Below are 16,229 nucleotides of genomic sequence, written 5' to 3' on the forward strand. Positions count from 1 at the left end.
TCGCGCCTGACCGCTGTCGGTCTGACACGAACGGGGGTTGCGATCATGAAGATGTTGTCCAGAAGGGCGTTCTCGGGGCTCGCCGCCGGGTCGTCCGCACTCGTGGCGGCGGCGGGCGGCGGCTGGCCGGTCCGCAGTGCATTCGCCGCGTCGCCGGGCCTGCGGGACTACGGCAAAGCCCCCGAATTCGCGGGCATCGACAAGTGGCTCAACTCGGAGCCGCTCACGCTGAAGGGCCTGGCCGGGCAGGTGGTGCTGGTCGATTTCTGGACCTACTCGTGCATCAACTGCATTCGCACGCTGCCGCACGTGGTGCGCTGGTACGAGACGTACAAGGACCGGGGCTTCACCGTGGTGGGCGTGCATTCGCCCGAGTTCGCCTACGAGAAACTCACGCGCAATGTGCAGGACGCCATCGAGCGCTTCCACATCCGCTACCCGGTGGCGCAGGACAACGGCTTCGTCACCTGGAAGGCCTACGACAACCAGTACTGGCCGGCCTTCTACCTGGTCGACAGCAAGGGGCAGGTGATGCGGCAGCATTTCGGCGAAGGCGAGTACGCCGAGATGGAGGCCGCGATCGAGGCGCTGCTGGCGCGCAAGGCGGCAGGCTGAACGCGCAGGCTATCTATCGCTGCACTGCCTGTGTGGGCCAGCCCGCCAGGTTGCGTTCGGCGATGTTGGCCAGCGCGGTGATCCATGCCGGGCTGTCGTTGAGGCAGGGGATGTAGCTGAAGGCCTGGCCGCCGGCGTGCATGAAGGCCTCGCGGCCTTCCATGGCAATTTCTTCCAGCGTCTCGAGGCAGTCGGCCGGAAAGCCGGGGCACACCACGTCGACGCGCTTCACGCCCGAAGCGCCGAGTTCGCGCAGCGTGGGCTCGGTGTAGGGCTCCAGCCACTTGGCGCGGCCGAAGCGCGACTGGAAGGTCACGCGGTACTGCGCCGGTGAAAGACCCAGCCGTGCCACCAGCAGGCGCGCGGTTTCCAGGCACTGCGACTGGTACGGGTCGCCCAGCGCGATGTTGCGCGCAGGAATGCCGTGGAAGCTCATCAGCAGCACCTCGCCGCGGCCTTCGGTCTTCCAGTGCCGCTCGATGCCCTGGGCCAGCGCGTCGATGTAGCCGGGGTCGTCGTGGAATTCGTTGACGAAGCGGAACTCGGGCAGGCGGCGCTGCTTGCGGGTCCAGTCGTTCACCGCGTCGATCACGCTGGCCGTGGTGGTGGCCGAATACTGCGGGTAGGCCTGCAGCACCAGCACGCGGGTGACGCCTTCGGCCTGCAGCGCGTCCAGCCGCGAGGCGATCGACGGGTTGGCGTAGCGCATGGCGTCGCGCACCGCCACGCGGTGGCCGCGTTCGCCGAGCCAGCCCGCCAGCAGCGTGGCCTGCTTCTGCGTGAACACCTTGAGCGGCGAGCCCTCGGGCATCCAGATGCTGGCGTACTTGGCGGCCGACTTGGCCGGCCGCACGCGCAGGATGATGCCGTGCAATATCAGCGCCCAGATGGCCCTGGGGATCTCGACCACGCGCGGGTCGCCCAGAAAGTCCGCCAGGTAGGGGCGCACGGCGGCGGCGGTGGGAGCGTCGGGCGAACCCAGGTTGCACCAGAGCACGGCGGTGCGCGGGTTGCTCGACGGAGCGGTCTCGGTGGTTGGAGGCATGCGCTATTCTCGGGCATGACCTCCGCTCCCTCGGCACCGTCGGGCTTTGTGCCCCTCGATGTGAAACGCATCAGCGCGATCTCGCTGGACCTCGACGACACCCTCTGGCCGATCTGGCCGACCATCGAACGCGCCGAAGCCGTGCTGCAAGCGTGGCTGCTGCGCGAAGCACCCAAGACCGCTTCGCTGCTGCTGACCCCCGGCATCCTGCGCGAACTGCGCGAGGCCACCGCCAAGGAGCGCTCCGACCTGGCGCACGACCTGAGCGCGCTGCGCCGCGAATCGATACGCACCGCGCTGCGTCGCGCGGGCGAAGACCCGGCGCTGGCCGACCCGGCCTTCGACGCCTTCTTCGCGGAGCGCCAGCGCGTCACGCTGTACGACGACGCGCTGCCGGCGCTGAAGTGGCTCAGCGAGCGCTATCCGCTGGTGGCGGTGTCCAACGGCAATGCCGACATCCACAAGACCGGTGTGGGCCGGTGGTTTCGCACCGCCTTCAATGCGCGGGCGTTCGGCAGCGGCAAGCCGCATGCGCCGATCTTCCGTGCGGCGGCGGCCTCGGTCGGCCTGCTGCCCAAGGACGTGCTGCACGTGGGCGACGACGCGGAGCTCGACGTGGTCGGCGCGCTCAACGCCGGCATGCAGACCGCATGGCTGGTGCGCGACGAGCGGCCGTGGACGCACGACGCGCGGCCACAGCTGATCGTGCCCAATCTGCACGCGCTGTGCGTGGCGCTGGGCGCCTGAGCCTCAGTTGAAGACCGGGCGGAAGAAGCTGCGCTCGTAGCTGACGATGCAGCGGGTTTCTTCCGCGTACTTGAACGCGGCCTGGCAGTCGGCGTCCTGCATCGAGTCGGCGCGGTACTTTTCGTAGGCCGCCAGGCTCGGGAAGGTGAACATCGCCAGCGCGACGTTGTTGACGCCTTCCGACGGCAGGAAGTAGCCGTGGTGCTGGCCGCCGAACTTCTCGACCAGTGGAATCCACAGCTTGCCGTAGTGCTCGAATTCCTTGAGCTTGTAGGCGTCGACGATGTAGCGCAGGTAGCAGGTGACCATGGGGTGTTTCGGCGTGGGGGTTATCGAGAGGGGTGGCTGCGGCGATCCGCGGGCCTGACTATAGTTTCAGCCCCACCCATTTCAAGCTGTCGCGGCCCCGCGGCGCGCAGGAAACCCCCAAGTGCACTTCTCCAACTGGCTCCTCTTCTGCGGCGTGACCTTGCTCGTCGCCTTCACGCCCGGCCCCGCGGTGCTGCTTGCCGTTTCGAACTCGATGTCCGTGGGCCCGCGCCGCGCCATGATCAGTTCGCTAGGCAACGCGATGGGGTTGTTCATGGTGTCCGCCGCCGCCATGGCCGGGCTGGGTGTGGTGCTCGCTACCTCTGCCCATGCCTTCATGGTGCTGAAGCTGGCCGGCGCGGCCTACCTGATCTACCTGGGCATCAAGCAGTGGCGCAGCAGGGGTAGCGTTTTCGCCGACCTGCAGGGCTCGCCCACCGCAGGCTCGCCGCGTTCGAGCTGGCGGCTGTTCGGCCATGGCCTGACGGTGGCGCTGACCAACCCCAAGGGCATTCTTTTCTTCTCGGCGCTGTTCCCGCAGTTCCTGACGCAGGACGCGCCGCTCGCCATGCAGTTCGCCGTGCTGACGGCCACCTTCGCCGCGGCTTCGGTGCTGTCGCATGCGTTCTACGTGCTGCTGGCGCGCCTGCTGCGCAAGGAGCTGTCGGACCCGCGACGCACGCGGCTGTTCAACAAGGTGTCGGGCGGTGCGTTCGTGCTGTTGGGGCTGAGCCTGCTGCGCCTGCGCAACAAGACGGCCTGAGCGCTTTCTTCAGTCGAGCGCGAACTGTTCGCGCAATGCCGCGCAGAAATCTTCGGTGCCGCCCAGCGAGAAGGTGAGGGTGTCGAAGCGCGGCTCGTCTTCGTGCGTTTCCTGCAGGTCGCAGTCCCACATCGCGCCTTCTTCGAGGGGTCCGCGCGCACCGGGGAAGGTGGCCTCGGCCCAGGCCAGCACCCGCGCGATCTCGGCCCGCACCTCGGGCGTCTTGTGTGGCGGGGTCGACGCCATCGCGTCGAAGGTGCCGTGGCCTTCGGTGTCTTCGCTGTAGTCGAAATCGAGGTAGCGCAGTTCGGTCGTCATGAAATCAATGCCTTGGCGGCGGCCAGCCCGCTGAGCACCGCGCCTTCGAGCGTGGCGGGGTAGGGGCCGTCGATGTAGTCGCCGCAGGCGCGAAGGCCCGGCGCAATGGTCGAAGGGGGGCGGGCGAGCGCGGGCGTGCAGGCGAAGGTGGCGCGCTTCTCGACGACGGTCTGCACGAGCTGCAGGTTGGCCTGGCCCAGTTGCGCGGCGGCTTGTGCGATCACCTGTTCTTCCAGCAATTCGCGCGATGTTTCGTTGGCGCTGACGACCATGGCGAGCACGCCGTGCAGGCCGCCGAGCTGGCCCTTGTCGAAGGCAAATTGCGCGGGCGCCGTGGCCGGATTGCTGCGCAGCGCGAGCATGGGTTCGGCGAGCGGCGAAGCCCCGCGCACGTAGACCGTGGCGATGGCTTCGAAGCGCAGGGCCTCGGTGGTGGCGCACCATGCGTCGGCCGGCAGGCCTGAAGCGCGGACCAGCCGCCCGGCGTCCCACGGCGCGCAGGCCAGCACGACCTGGTCGAAGACTTCCTCGTCAACGCGCCAAAGGCCCGCTTCGGGCGTGATCTCGCGCACGCGGTGACCGATGCGCACGGCCGCGCCTTGCGCCGTCAACCATCGAATCGCCGCATCGGGCAACAGGGCGCCCAGGTCGGCACGCGGCAACAGCAGGTCGGCGCCACCGCTGCCGCTGAAGAGCGCGTCTTTCAGCACGCGCAGGAACACTTCGCCGCTCGACTGCCCCACGGGCGTATTGAGCGCCGACACGCACAGCGGCTCGATCAGCTCCTGCATCACGCGCGGCGTGAGACCGGCGCACAGGTCGGCGACCGTGGTGTGCGCGGCGCAGCGGAAGCCGGCAAGCCGCCAGCGGACTGCCGTGCGCAGCAGCGAAGACTTGTCGCGCCAGGCCCAGCCGCGCGCTGTGAATATGCCCACCAGCAGGTCGAGCGGCGCGGGCAATCGAGGCAGCTTGAGCCCGCCGCCGTCGGCAAAGCGCAGCGAGAGCGGCAGGCGCAGCAGCGCCTGGTCGACATCGACGCCGACGTCGCGCATCAGCTTGAGCGTGGCGGTGTACGCGCCGATGAGGATGTGCTGGCCGTTGTCGAGCGCCATGCCGTGCATGTGGTCGACGCGGCGCGCGCGCCCGCCTGGCATCGGCGCGGCTTCGAACAGCGTCACGGCATGGCCCAGGCGCGTGGCCTCGACGGCGCAGGCGAGGCCGGCCCAGCCGGCGCCGATGACGGCCGTCGTCTTTTTCAAGCTCAGATGCGCCCCAGCGCCTGAACCTTCCACGCCAGCCACAACTTGCGCACCGGCGTCAGGCTCACGCGCTGGTTCAGCACCTGGAAGTCGTCGTGCTCGATCTCGCGCAGCAGCGTGCGGTAGATGCTGGCCATCATCAGGCCCGGCTTCTGCGCGCTGCGGTCGGCCAGCGGGAGCATCGACAGGGCTTCGTCGTAGGCCGCGTGGGCGCGCTCGGCCTGGAACTTCATCAGCGCGACGAAGCGTTCGGAGTGCACGCGGTTCAGGATCTCATGCGCCTTCACGTCGAACTTCTGCAGTTCGTTCACCGGCAGGTAGATGCGGCCGCGAAGGGCGTCCTCGCCCACGTCGCGCAGGATGTTCGTGAGCTGCAGCGCCAAGCCCAGCTTGTGGGCGTAGGCGGTGGTCTGCGGATCGGTCTGGCCGAAGATGCGCGCCGCGACTTCGCCCACCACGCCGGCCACCAGGTGGCAGTAGCGCGCAAGGCCGGGAAAGTCGAGGTAGCGGGTCTGGTCCAGGTCCATCTGGCAGCCGTCGATCACCTCGTGCAGCTGCCGCGCCTCGATGCCGTAGGCCGCGACGTGCGGCATCAGGGCCTGCATCACCGGATGGTGCGGCGTGCCGGCGAAGGCCTGGGCGACCTCGGTGCGCCACCAGGCGAGCTTGGTGGCGGCCACGCCGGGATCGGTGACCTCGTCGACCACGTCGTCGACCTCGCGGCAGAAGGCATAGAACGCCGTGATCGCGGCGCGCCGGGGCTTGGGAAGAAACAGGAAGGCGTAATAGAAACTGCTGCCCGAAGCGGCGGCCTTGTCTTGCACGTATTGCTCGGGATTCATCGGGGAGGCGCTGCTTTCATGGGCCGCCATTGTCTCCGCATCCGCAGTGCGTTCCAGAGCAGCACGGGCGCATCGAGCTTGCCGATGGTGGGGCGCTGCGAGAAGGTGTCGAAGCCCAGGTCCTCGATCTTGTCGAGGATGCGCAGGCCGCCCTGCACGACAAAGCGCAGCTCCCAGCCCATGCGGCCCGGCAGGCGGTGCACGAGGGGGGCGCCTTCGGTCATGAGCTCGCGCGCCCAGTGCGACACCACTGCTATCAAATTAATAGCTTCCTGCGGAGGTTCGGCGCGGGTCAGCGGCGCAAATACCTTGAAATTTTCGGGTGTCAGGCCGCGCCGGGTGCAGTCGGTCAGGGGAAAGTAGAAGCGCCCGCGCGGCAGGTCGACGCTCGGGTCCTGCCAGAAGTTGACGAGCTGCAGTGCGCTGCAGATGGCGTCGCTCTGCGCAAGCGCGTGCGCATCGTGCACGCCGTACAGATGCAGCAGCAGCCGGCCGACGGGGTTGGCGGAGCGGCGGCAGTAGTCGAGCAGCTCGGCCCGGTCGGCGTAGCTGCCGCGGTCGCGGGTTTTCTCGATGTCCTGCATGAACGCGCTCAGCAGGTCGGCGAGCAGCGCCTCGGGCAGGCCGTGCCGGGCGATGCTGTGCACGAGCGGGCCGAACACCTGCGGCCAGCGCGACGAGGCAAGCACCTCGCCTTGCGCGGCGGCGGCGAGCTCTTCGCGGTAGGCGCGCAGTTCCGCCAGGCGCTCGCCGGGCGAGGCGTTGCCTTCGTCGGCGATGTCGTCGGCGGTGCGTGCGAAGTGGTAGATGGCGGCAACGGGCGCTCGCAGGTGCGGGGGGCACAGCCACGACGCGACCGGAAAGTTCTCGTAGTGCGCCGGTGGGGCGGCAAGGTGGGGAGTGGCGGACACGCGACGATTGTCCGCCACGGCGCCATGACCCGGCACTATGCTCGCAGCGTCGCCACTTTGAACTTCCGCTTCATGAAAGCATCCGCTCCGGCTTCCGGGCCCCAGGTTTCTGCGCACGGCGAGGCGCATCCGGCGGGTCCCACGCTCATGATCGCGGCGCTCGGCGTCGTGTTCGGCGACATCGGCACCTCGCCGCTCTACGCCTTCAAGGAGACGATGAACCCGGAGCACGGCATCCCGTTCTCGCCCGACTCGGTGCTGGGGCTGCTGTCGCTGATCTTCTGGGGGCTGATGTTCGTGGTGACGCTGAAGTACGTGGTGTTCGTGCTGCGCGCCGACCACGACGGCGAAGGCGGCATCCTGGCGCTGCAGGCCCTGGCCCGCAGCGCCGTGGCCGGCCCGAAGACCAAGCCCTGGGTATGGAACGTGATCGGCATGCTGGGCCTCGTGGGCGCGGCCATGTTCTACGGCGACAGCCTGATCACGCCGGCCATCTCGGTGCTGTCGGCGGTGGAAGGCCTGGAAGTGCAGGCGCCCGTGCTGCAGCGCGCGGTGCTGCCGATCACCGTGGTCATCTTGATTGCGCTGTTCGCGGTGCAGAAGAAGGGCACGGGCGTGGTCGGCAAGGTGTTCGGGCCGATCATGCTGTTGTGGTTCCTGGTGCTCGCGGCGGCCGGGCTGTGGCAAATACTGCAGCAGCCGCAGGTGCTGGCGGCGCTCGACCCGCGCCATGCCGTGCGCTTTCTGTTCGAGCACCGGGCGCAGTCGCTCGCGGTGCTGGGCGCGGTGTTCCTGGCTTTCACGGGCGGCGAGGCGCTGTATGCCGACATGGGGCACTTCGGTGCGCGGCCGATCCGCCAGGCGTGGATCTTCATCGCGCTGCCAGGCCTGGTGCTGAATTACTTCGGCCAGGGCGCGCTGGTGCTGGGCAACCCCGCCGCCATCGACAACCCGTTCTTCCGGCTCTTTCCGTCGTGGGGTGTGCTGCCGATGGTGGTGCTGGCCGCCATGGCGACGGTGATCGCCTCGCAGGCGGTGATTTCGGGTGCCTTCTCGCTCACTGCGCACGCCATGCGCATGGGCTACCTGCCGCGCATGCGGGTGATCCAGACCTCGGGCACGGCCATCGGACAGATCTATGTGCCGGCGGTCAACTGGCTGCTGATGGTGGGGGTGCTGCTGCTGGTGCTGGGCTTTCGCAGCTCGGGCGCGCTGTCGGCGGCGTACGGCATCGCGGTGTCGATCACGATGGTGACGACCACGCTGCTGGCAGGCATCGTCGCCTGGGGCCTGTGGCGCTGGAACAGGGTGGCCGTGGTGGTCGGCGTGGCGGCCTTCGCGGTGGTCGACCTGACCTTCGTGGTGGCCAACAGCCTGAAGATCGCCGAAGGCGGCTGGCTCACGCTGGCCGTGGCCACCGGGGTGATGGTGCTCTTCACCACCTGGGCCAAGGGCCGCCGGCTGGGGCTGGAGGCGGCTGCGGCCGAAAGCCTGCCGCTGCGCCCGTTCATCGAATCGCTGGCGCTGCACATGCCGCACCGGGTGAGCGGCACGGCAGTGTTCCTGAACCCCGACGCCACCGCGGTGCCGCATGCGCTGCTGCACAACCTCAAGCACAACCAGGTGCTGCACGAGCAGGTGATCGTGCTGCGCGTGCTGCCCTGCGACACGCCGCGCGTGGACGCGCGCAACCGCATCGAGGCCGAACAGCTGATGGACGGCATCTGGGTGGTCACCGCGCGCCATGGGTTCATGGAGCGGCCCGACGTGCCGGAGTTCATCCGCATCCTGGCGTACCAGAAGACGCTGGCCATCGACTCGATGAAGACCTCGTACTTCGTCTCGCGCGCCTCGGTGGGCGAGGAGAACCTGCCGGGCCTGAACCCCATTCGGCGCGCCTTGTTCGGCTGGCTGCAGCGCAATGCGGGCCGGGCGTCGGACTACTTCGAGCTGCCCGACAACCGGCTGGTGGAGATGGGTCAGCGCACCTAGCGGGAGCGGGCGGCAGGCGGGCTGTCGGTGCGCCATCGGTCGGTAGTGACTGGCGAGTCATTGACAGTATTTAACGTTTACCCTAGATTACTAACCAGTGGGTCAGTAATGACCCGGTTCGTTCTTCCTAGGGTGTCTCATGACCGCCTCCGCCGTCCTTTCTTCTCGTGCCCGCAGTGCCGCCTGGCTGCTGCTTCCCGCCATCTTCCTGGCCGGCTGTTCGCCGAAACCCGTCGCCGAGGAGCCTGTTCGCGCGGTCAAGTTCGTGACCGTGGGCACGAGCGACTTCGACGCCCAGCCCGAGTTTTCGGCCGAGGTGCGCGCGCGCGTCGAGTCGCGCCTGGGCTTTCGGGTGGCGGGCAAGATCACCCGGCGCCAGGCCGAACTCGGCCAGCGCGTGCAGGCCGGCCAGGTGCTGGCCCAGCTCGATCCGCAGGACTACAAGCTGGCCGCCGACGCCGCCCGCGCCCAGCAGGCCGCCGCGCTGACCAATCGCGACCTGGCCGCGGCCGACCTGAAGCGCTACGCCGAACTGCGCCAGCAGAACTTCATCAGCGGTGCCGAGCTGGAGCGCCGCGAAACCACCTGGAAGGCCGCGCAGGCCCAGCTCGAACAGGCACAGGCGCAGCTCGCCTCGCAGGGCAACCAGGCCGCCTACACGACGCTGGTGGCCGATGTGGCCGGCGTCATCACCGCCATCGAGGCCGAGCCCGGGCAGGTCGTGCAGGCCGGCACGCCGGTGGTGCGCATCGCCCAGGACGGCGCGCGCGACGTGGTGTTCGCGGTGCCGGAAGACCGCGCCACGCTCATCAAGACCGGCACGCCGGTCACGGTGCGCGGCTGGTCGGGCGGCAGCGAGCTGCAGGGCCAGGTGCGCGAGGTGGCGGCGAGCGCCGACGCGGTCACGCGCACGTACTCGGTCAAGGTCGCCATCGACGCGGCCACCTCGCCGCCGCTGGGCGCCACGGTCTACGCGCGTCCACAGGCGCTGGCCCACGCCAGCACCGCGGTGATGAAGCTGCCGACCAGCGCACTGCGCCAGGAAGGCAAGGGCTCTGCGGTGTGGGTGCTCGACAAGTCGACCATGACGGTGCGTTCGCAGCCGGTGCAGGTGGCCACCGCCGACGGCAATGAGGCCGTCATCGCCTCGGGCATCGCGCCCGGCATGATGGTCGTGGCCGCCGGCGTGCACGTGCTGTCGCCGGGTCAGAAGGTCACCATCTACCAGTCGAAGGAGGCGGCCGCGGCCGCCGCCAATGCCGCCGCAATCGCCGGCGCGAAGGCGTCGGCGCAGCCCGTGGCTGCCGTCGCCGCGACGAACAAGGAGATCGCTCCTGGCACAACGGGTGCCGCCAAATGAGCGGCGGCGCAGCAGACTCCCACGACAAGCCCGCCGGCTTCAACCTCTCCAAATGGGCGCTGGACCACGCGCCGCTCACGCGCTACCTGATGGTGGTGCTGATGGTGCTGGGTGCGTTCGCGTACTTCCAGCTCGGCCAGGACGAGGACCCGCCCTTCACCTTCCGTGCGATGGTGGTGCGCACCTACTGGCCCGGCGCCACCGCGCAGCAGGTGGCCGAGCAGGTCACCGACAAGATCGAGCGCACGCTGCAGGAGGCGCCGTACGCCGACAAGATCCGCAGCTACTCGAAGCCCGGCGAGTCGCAGATCATCTTCAACATCAAGGACTCGTCGAAGTCCGCCGAGGTGGCCAACGTCTGGTACACGGTGCGCAAGAAGATCGGCGACATGCGCGCCACCTTGCCCGCCGGCGTGCAGGGGCCCTTCTTCAACGACGACTTCGGCGATGTCTACGGCGTGATCTACGCGCTGGAGAGCGAAGGCTTCAGCTACGCCGAGCTCAAGACGCTGGCCGACGACGTGCGCCAGCAGCTGCTGCGCGTGAAGGACGTGGCCAAGGTCGACCAGTTCGGCGTGCAGGACGAGAAGGTCTACATCGAGATCTCGCAGAAGCGCCTGGCGCAGCTGGGGCTCGACTTCAACGCGGTGCTGTCGCAGCTGGGTTCGCAGAACGCGATCGAAAGCGCGGGCACCATCCAGTCGCCGCAGGACGTGGTGCAGGTGCGCGTGGCGGGCCAGTTCACCAGCGTCGACCAGCTGCGCGACATGCCCATTCGCGGCAGCTCGGGCAACCAGCTGAAGCTGGGCGACATCGCGGACATTCGCCGCGGCTACGTCGATCCGCCGGCCGTGAAGGTGCACCACCAGGGAAAGGAAGTGATTGCGCTGGGCGTGTCGATGGCCAAGGGCGGCGACATCATCGCGCTGGGCAAGGCGCTGCGGGCCACCACCGCCACCATCGACCAGCGACTGCCGGCCGGCGTGAAGCTGGCGCAGGTGCAGGACCAGCCGGTGTCGGTGGCCAGCTCGGTCAATGAATTCGTCGGCGTGCTGATCGAGGCCGTGGCCATCGTGCTGGCGGTGAGCATCATCGCGCTGGGCCTGCACAAGGGCGGGCGCTTCGGCTGGTACATCGACGTGCGCCCGGGGCTGGTGGTGGCCATCACCATCCCGCTGGTGCTGGCCGTGACCTTCCTGGCCATGAACTACTTCGGCATCGGGCTGCACAAGATATCGCTGGGCTCGCTCATCATCGCGCTCGGCCTGCTGGTGGACGACGCGATCATTGCGGTCGAGATGATGGTGCGCAAGATGGAAGAGGGCTACGACAAGGTGCGCGCGGCCACCTACGCCTACGACGTGACGGCCAAGCCGATGCTCACGGGCACGCTCATCACGGCCGCCGGCTTCCTGCCGATCGGCCTGGCGAAGTCGGTGACGGGCGAGTACACCTTCGCGATCTTCGCGGTGACGGTGATTGCGCTGGTGCTGTCGTGGATCGTGTCGGTGTACTTCGTGCCCTACCTCGGCACGCTGCTGCTGAAAGTGAAGGCGCACGACCCCAACGCGCCGCCGCACGAGCTGTTCGACTCGCCGTTCTACAACGCGTTTCGCCGTGCGGTGAACTGGTGCGTGCAGTACCGCTGGACGACCATCGGCGTCACGGTGCTGATCTTCGCGCTCGGCATCGTCGGCATGGGCAAGGTGCAGCAGCAGTTCTTTCCGGACTCGAGCCGGCCTGAAATCCTGGTCGACATCTGGTTCCCGGAAGGCACCTCGTTCGCGGCCAACGAAGAGGTCGCCAGGCGCGTGGAGCAGCGCTTCATGCAGGAAGAGGGCGTGAAGACGGTCAGCACCTGGATCGGCTCGGGCGTGCCGCGCTTCTACCTGCCGCTGGACCAGGTGTTCCCGCAGAGCAATGTGTCGCAGCTCATCGTGCTGGCCAAGGATCTGAAGGTGCGCGAGACCCTGCGCCTGAAGCTGCCGCAGATGCTGGCGCAGGAGTTCCCCGAGGTGCGCGGGCGCGTCAAGCTGCTGCCCAACGGGCCGCCGGTGGCGTACCCGGTGCAGTTCCGCGTGATCGGCCTCGATCCGGCGCAGCTGCGCACCCATGCCGACGAGGTGAAGGCCGTGCTGCGCGACAACGCCAACATGCGCGGCGTGAACGACAACTGGAACGAGTCGGTCAAGGTCATCCGCCTGGAGATCGACCAGGCCAAGGCGCGCGCGCTGGGCGTGACGAGCCAGGCCATCGCGCAGGCGTCGAAGACCATGTTCAGCGGCACCACCGTGGGCCAGTACCGGGAGAACGACCAGCTGATCGACATCGTGCTGCGCCAGGCGCCGGACGAGCGCCAGGCCATCTCGGACATCGGCAATGCCTACATCCCGACGAGCTCGGGCCGGTCGATTCCGCTGACGCAGATCGCCAAGCCCGTGTTCACGTGGGAGCCGGGCGTGATGTGGCGCGAGAACCGCGACTACGCCATCACCGTGCAGGGCGACGTGATCGAGGGCCTGCAAGGCGCCACCGTCACGGCCCAGCTGCTGCCGAAGCTGCGCGAACTCGAAGCGGGCTGGGCGGCGGCCGGGCAGGGCGGCTACCGCATCGACGTGGCGGGCGCGGTGGAGGAAAGCAGCAAGGGCTCGGCCTCCATCGTGGCGGGCGTGCCGATCATGCTGTTCCTGGTGTTCACGCTGCTGATGCTGCAACTGCACAGCTTCAGCCGTTCGCTGCTGGTGTTCATCACCGGGCCGATGGGCATTGCCGGGGTGGCAGGTGCACTGCTGCTGTTGAACCGCCCCTTCGGCTTCGTCGCGCTCCTGGGCGTGATCGCGCTGATGGGCATGATCCAGCGCAACGCGGTGATCCTGATCGACCAGATCGAGCTCGACCGCGCGGCGGGCGTGCCGGCGTGGGACGCGATCGTGGAGTCGGCGGTGCGGCGGCTGCGCCCGATCGTGCTGACGGCCGCGGCGGCGGTGCTGGCCATGATTCCGCTGTCGCGCAGCGTGTTCTGGGGACCGATGGCGGTGGCCATCATGGGAGGGCTGATCGTGGCCACGGTGCTGACGCTGCTGGCCTTGCCGGCGATGTATGCCGCCGCATTCCGCGTGAAGCGCGAGCCGGGCGAGCCGGTGGCATCGCCGGCACCGAATGGGGCTGCGATTAGTGTTTAAAATCGAAGGCTGACCGATTTCAAGCGGATGGTCTTTGGCCCGTGCAAGCGCATGGCGCAAAAAGGGCTGTCCGCTTTTGCATTCACCTGAAAGATTGGCATCGCGCGGGTGGCGAAATTGGTAGACGCACCAGGTTTAGGTCCTGACGTTCGCAAGAACGTGCCGGTTCGAGTCCGGCCCCGCGCACCAGCCCTGCCGAATAGCCCGTTCTATGGCGCAGTGACGAAGCCCCCGTTTCGAAAGAGACGGGGGCTTTTTCTTTTTCACCAGTCGCTGCTGCTGTCCGAACCGCCGCTGCTCGCGTCGTCCCACGAGCTGGTGTCGGTGATGCCGAAGTCGTTGTCGGCGATGCGCTCGGGCTCCTGCGGCGAAGAAGACGGCCACAGGCTGCGGCCCATCTCGGTGTTGCCGCTGTCATTGCCGCTGTTGGCGAGGCGGGACGTGTCGTTCCGGTCCGTGGTGTCCGACCTGTCGTGCATCCAGTGGCGCACGGCTTCCTGTGCGACGACTGCGCCGATGCCGACGGCGGCGCCCGTGGCGAGTGCGCCGCCCAGGCCCATGCCCGGCGCGGCTGCGGGCGGCGCTGCAGGCGGCCAGGTGCCGCCGGGGCCGTAGCTCGCGTAGCCAGTGGGCGCATTGGCCGCGCCAGGCGCCGGGCCGTAGGAGGGGGCTTGGGCGACGGGCGGTGCCACCCGGCGGCGGAACGCGAGGTAGCCGACGGCCAGCAACGCCACCAGGGCGATCGGCAGCCACGGCGGCGAGCCGGTCCTGGTTTCGGTTTGCTGCGGCGCCGGGGTGGGCGTGCTCGTGCGTGCGGGCTCGGTTCGCGGCGGTGTTGCCGCGGGCTTGTCGAGCTTGGCCGTGAGTCTTTCGACGGCCTCGGGCTTGGCGAAGGACAGGTCGGGCGACAGCGCCTTGGCCTGGCCCAGCGCGGTTCTCGCGCCGTCGAGCTTGCCTTGCGCCGCGAGGAGCTCTGCCTGGACGAAATGCGCCTTGGCGCTGCTGGGGTGGTCCTTCAGCACCTTCGCGATCATGGCGTCGGCGTCGGACATCCTGCCGCCGTTTGCCGCGTCATAGATCTGCTGGATGGTGGGCTCGTTCGGTGCGGGCGCATCGGCCTTGGCCTGCGCCAACAAGGGCATGCCGAAGGCCAGGACAAGGGTGAGGCCGATGGCGGCGAGCATTCGCTGAAACATGAAATCTCCTGTGCGTTCCTGTGGGGAGGAACGAATCGGAACTCACTTTAAAGCGCGAATATTGGACAAACCTGACCGTCGTTCGCGCCGCGACAAACCCTCGTGAAAGGCCGCTTTTCCGCCAGATTAGAATCGCAGGTTGCCCAGTTTTGCAGGCGGCACGTGTGTGCCTCCGCATAAATCCCGCCAGCGCGTGTAAGTCCTTGATCTGTATCGATAAATAAGATGCAGGCCCCGCGCACCGGCCCCCTTACCAGGAAGACATCATGACCGTGACCGTTGAAACTCTCGAGAAGCTCGAACGCAAGATCACGCTGACCCTGCCGGTCGGCACCATCCAGAACGAAGTCGATTCGCGCCTCAAGAAGCTCGCGCGCACCGTCAAGATGGACGGCTTTCGTCCCGGCAAGGTGCCAATGAACGTCGTGGCCCAGCGCTACGGCTACTCGGTGCACTACGAGGTCATGAACGACAAGGTCGGCGAAGCCTTCTCGCAAGCCGCCAACGAAGCCAAGCTGCGCGTGGCCGGCCAGCCCCGCATCACCGAAAAGGAAGAGTCGCCCGAAGGCGAACTGGCTTTCGACGCGGTGTTCGAAGTGTTCCCCGAAGTCAAGATCAACGACCTGTCCACCGCTGAAGTCGAGAAGCTCTCGGCCGACGTGGGCGACGACGCCATCGACAAGACGCTGGACATCCTGCGCAAGCAACGCCGCACCTTCGCCCAGCGCGCGCAAGACGCTGTTGCACAGGACGACGACCGCGTGACGGTCGACTTCGAAGGCAAAATCGACGGCGAGCCCTTCCAGGGCGGCAAGGCCGAAGACTTCCAGTTCGTGGTAGGCGAAGGCCAGATGCTCAAGGAGTTCGAAGACGCCGTGCGTGGCATGAAGTCCGGCGACAGCCGCACCTTCCCGCTGTCGTTCCCGGCCGACTACCACGGCAAGGACGTGGCCGGCAAGCAAGCCGACTTCATGGTCACGCTGAAGAAGATCGAAGCTTCGCACCTGCCCGAAGTCAACGAACAGCTCGCCAAGTCGCTCGGCATCGCCGAAGCCACGGTCGAAGGCCTGCGCGCAGACATCAAGCGCAACCTCGAGCGCGAAGTGAAGTTCCGCCTGCTGGCCCGCAACAAGAACGCCGTGATGGACGCCCTGGTCGCCAGCGCCGAGCTCGACCTGCCGAACGCCAGCGTGCAGTCAGAAGTTGCCCGCATGATCGAAGGCGCCCGCGCCGAGCTCAAGCAGCGCGGCATCAAGGACGCCGACAAGGCCCCGATCCCCGACGAAGTGTTCCGTCCCCAAGCCGAGCGCCGCGTGCGCCTCGGCCTGGTGGTGGCCGAACTGGTGCGTGCCAACAACCTGCAGGCCAAGCCCGAGCAGATCAAGGCCCACATCGACGAGCTGGCCGCCAGCTACGAAAAGCCGGCCGACGTGGTGCGCTGGTACTTCAGCGACAACAACCGCCTGGCCGAAGTCGAAGCCGTGGTCATCGAGAACAACGTGACCGATTTCGTCCTGGCCAAGGCCAAGGTCACCGACAAGTCGGTGTCGTTCGACGAACTGATGGCGCAACAGCAAGGCTGATTTCCGTCGCTGCCCGCATCGCCAATGGGGCTTGTGCTTTGCGGCACGAGCCCCATTTCACTCAGGCGTACAGTTCACACAGCAGCGAACGACTTCATCTTCCGGAA

Annotated in this window: 14 protein-coding genes and 1 tRNA gene; 8 read left to right on the forward strand and 7 right to left on the reverse strand. The window is 67.8% G+C overall.

Going from position 1 to position 16,229, the window contains the following annotated elements; genetic code table 11:
• Positions 1-51 precede the first annotated feature (51 nt).
• A complete protein-coding gene (locus AC0IYU_RS17470; RefSeq protein ID WP_472119684.1) occupies positions 52-615 on the forward strand; it encodes a thioredoxin family protein in 564 nt (187 codons plus the stop codon).
• A 13-nt stretch (positions 616-628) separates the two neighbouring features.
• Here the strand turns inward: AC0IYU_RS17470 and hemH are convergent, their stop codons facing one another.
• A complete protein-coding gene (hemH, locus tag AC0IYU_RS17475; protein ID WP_472119362.1) occupies positions 629-1,660 on the reverse strand; it encodes a ferrochelatase in 1,032 nt (343 codons plus the stop codon).
• Between the two features lie 15 nt (positions 1,661-1,675).
• Here hemH and AC0IYU_RS17480 point away from each other — a divergent pair, with 15 nt between their 5' ends.
• Entirely contained in the window at positions 1,676-2,407 is a 732-nt protein-coding gene (locus tag AC0IYU_RS17480) for an HAD family hydrolase (RefSeq protein WP_472119364.1), read from the forward strand.
• 3 nt (positions 2,408-2,410) lie between these two features.
• Here the strand turns inward: AC0IYU_RS17480 and AC0IYU_RS17485 are convergent, their stop codons facing one another.
• Positions 2,411-2,716, reverse strand: coding sequence for an NIPSNAP family protein (locus tag AC0IYU_RS17485; protein WP_435483591.1), 306 nt, complete (start codon positions 2,714-2,716; stop codon positions 2,411-2,413).
• A gap of 121 nt (positions 2,717-2,837) precedes the next feature.
• Between AC0IYU_RS17485 and AC0IYU_RS17490 the strand changes: the two genes are divergently transcribed.
• A complete protein-coding gene (locus tag AC0IYU_RS17490; protein WP_472119367.1) occupies positions 2,838-3,479 on the forward strand; it encodes a LysE family translocator in 642 nt (213 codons plus the stop codon).
• Positions 3,480-3,488: 9 nt separating this feature from the next.
• Here AC0IYU_RS17490 and AC0IYU_RS17495 read toward each other — a convergent pair whose 3' ends face one another.
• From AC0IYU_RS17495 to hpnC, 4 genes are read right to left on the reverse strand one after another with little or no spacing between them, the layout of a single operon-like run.
• The gene (locus tag AC0IYU_RS17495; RefSeq protein WP_472119370.1) at positions 3,489-3,797 is read right to left on the reverse strand and encodes a hypothetical protein; all 309 of its coding nucleotides are present in this window, start codon (positions 3,795-3,797) and stop codon (positions 3,489-3,491) included.
• The gene (gene hpnE, locus AC0IYU_RS17500) at positions 3,794-5,056 is read right to left on the reverse strand and encodes a hydroxysqualene dehydroxylase HpnE (protein ID WP_472119373.1); all 1,263 of its coding nucleotides are present in this window, start codon (positions 5,054-5,056) and stop codon (positions 3,794-3,796) included. Before hpnE ends, AC0IYU_RS17495 begins: the two co-directional genes overlap by 4 nt.
• A 2-nt stretch (positions 5,057-5,058) precedes the next feature.
• Complete coding sequence (gene hpnD / locus AC0IYU_RS17505; protein WP_472119376.1) at positions 5,059-5,898, reverse strand: presqualene diphosphate synthase HpnD; 840 nt, start codon at positions 5,896-5,898, stop codon at positions 5,059-5,061.
• Positions 5,895-6,809, reverse strand: a complete 915-nt coding sequence (hpnC, locus tag AC0IYU_RS17510) for a squalene synthase HpnC (RefSeq protein WP_472119379.1) — start codon at positions 6,807-6,809, stop codon at positions 5,895-5,897. The genes hpnD and hpnC overlap by 4 nt, the downstream gene beginning before the upstream one ends.
• 72 nt (positions 6,810-6,881) lie before the next feature.
• On the opposite strand from hpnC, the gene AC0IYU_RS17515 reads away from it, so the two are divergent.
• The 4 genes from AC0IYU_RS17515 (at position 6,882) to AC0IYU_RS17530 (ending at position 13,532) form a co-directional block, all read left to right on the forward strand.
• Positions 6,882-8,801: a potassium transporter Kup gene (locus tag AC0IYU_RS17515; RefSeq protein WP_472119382.1), complete on the forward strand. Its 1,920-nt coding sequence runs from the start codon at positions 6,882-6,884 to the stop codon at positions 8,799-8,801.
• A gap of 139 nt (positions 8,802-8,940) precedes the next feature.
• Positions 8,941-10,161: an efflux RND transporter periplasmic adaptor subunit gene (locus tag AC0IYU_RS17520; protein ID WP_435435878.1), complete on the forward strand. Its 1,221-nt coding sequence runs from the start codon at positions 8,941-8,943 to the stop codon at positions 10,159-10,161.
• The gene (locus AC0IYU_RS17525; RefSeq protein WP_472119385.1) at positions 10,158-13,343 is read left to right on the forward strand and encodes an efflux RND transporter permease subunit; all 3,186 of its coding nucleotides are present in this window, start codon (positions 10,158-10,160) and stop codon (positions 13,341-13,343) included. Before AC0IYU_RS17520 ends, AC0IYU_RS17525 begins: the two co-directional genes overlap by 4 nt.
• Before the next feature lie 102 nt (positions 13,344-13,445).
• Positions 13,446-13,532: transfer RNA gene (locus AC0IYU_RS17530), tRNA-Leu, on the forward strand.
• A gap of 74 nt (positions 13,533-13,606) precedes the next feature.
• On the opposite strand, the gene AC0IYU_RS17535 is transcribed toward AC0IYU_RS17530, so the two are convergent.
• Positions 13,607-14,539 carry a hypothetical protein gene (locus tag AC0IYU_RS17535; RefSeq protein WP_472119388.1) on the reverse strand — a complete coding sequence of 311 codons (933 nt, stop codon included), beginning with the start codon at positions 14,537-14,539 and terminating at the stop codon, positions 13,607-13,609.
• Between the two features lie 266 nt (positions 14,540-14,805).
• Here AC0IYU_RS17535 and tig point away from each other — a divergent pair, with 266 nt between their 5' ends.
• Positions 14,806-16,122, forward strand: a complete 1,317-nt coding sequence (tig, locus tag AC0IYU_RS17540) for a trigger factor (protein WP_472119391.1) — start codon at positions 14,806-14,808, stop codon at positions 16,120-16,122.
• Positions 16,123-16,229: the final 107 nt, after the last annotated feature.

Source organism: Variovorax sp. AC103 (assembly GCF_979254005.1).

Bases quoted from the DNA above. Each gene is read 5' to 3' on its own strand.
- hpnD (WP_472119376.1), bottom strand. From the start codon at position 5,898: ATGAATCCCGAGCAATACGTGCAAGACAAGGCCGCCGCTTCGGGCAGC.
- hemH (WP_472119362.1), bottom strand. From the start codon at position 1,660: ATGCCTCCAACCACCGAGACCGCTCCGTCGAGCAACCCGCGCACCGCC.
- AC0IYU_RS17520 (WP_435435878.1), top strand. From the start codon at position 8,941: ATGACCGCCTCCGCCGTCCTTTCTTCTCGTGCCCGCAGTGCCGCCTGG.
- AC0IYU_RS17495 (WP_472119370.1), bottom strand. From the start codon at position 3,797: ATGACGACCGAACTGCGCTACCTCGATTTCGACTACAGCGAAGACACC.
- AC0IYU_RS17515 (WP_472119382.1), top strand. From the start codon at position 6,882: ATGAAAGCATCCGCTCCGGCTTCCGGGCCCCAGGTTTCTGCGCACGGC.
- AC0IYU_RS17525 (WP_472119385.1), top strand. From the start codon at position 10,158: ATGAGCGGCGGCGCAGCAGACTCCCACGACAAGCCCGCCGGCTTCAAC.
- AC0IYU_RS17470 (WP_472119684.1), top strand. From the start codon at position 52: ATGTTGTCCAGAAGGGCGTTCTCGGGGCTCGCCGCCGGGTCGTCCGCA.
- AC0IYU_RS17480 (WP_472119364.1), top strand. From the start codon at position 1,676: ATGACCTCCGCTCCCTCGGCACCGTCGGGCTTTGTGCCCCTCGATGTG.
- tig (WP_472119391.1), top strand. From the start codon at position 14,806: ATGACCGTGACCGTTGAAACTCTCGAGAAGCTCGAACGCAAGATCACG.
- AC0IYU_RS17535 (WP_472119388.1), bottom strand. From the start codon at position 14,539: ATGTTTCAGCGAATGCTCGCCGCCATCGGCCTCACCCTTGTCCTGGCC.
- AC0IYU_RS17485 (WP_435483591.1), bottom strand. From the start codon at position 2,716: ATGGTCACCTGCTACCTGCGCTACATCGTCGACGCCTACAAGCTCAAG.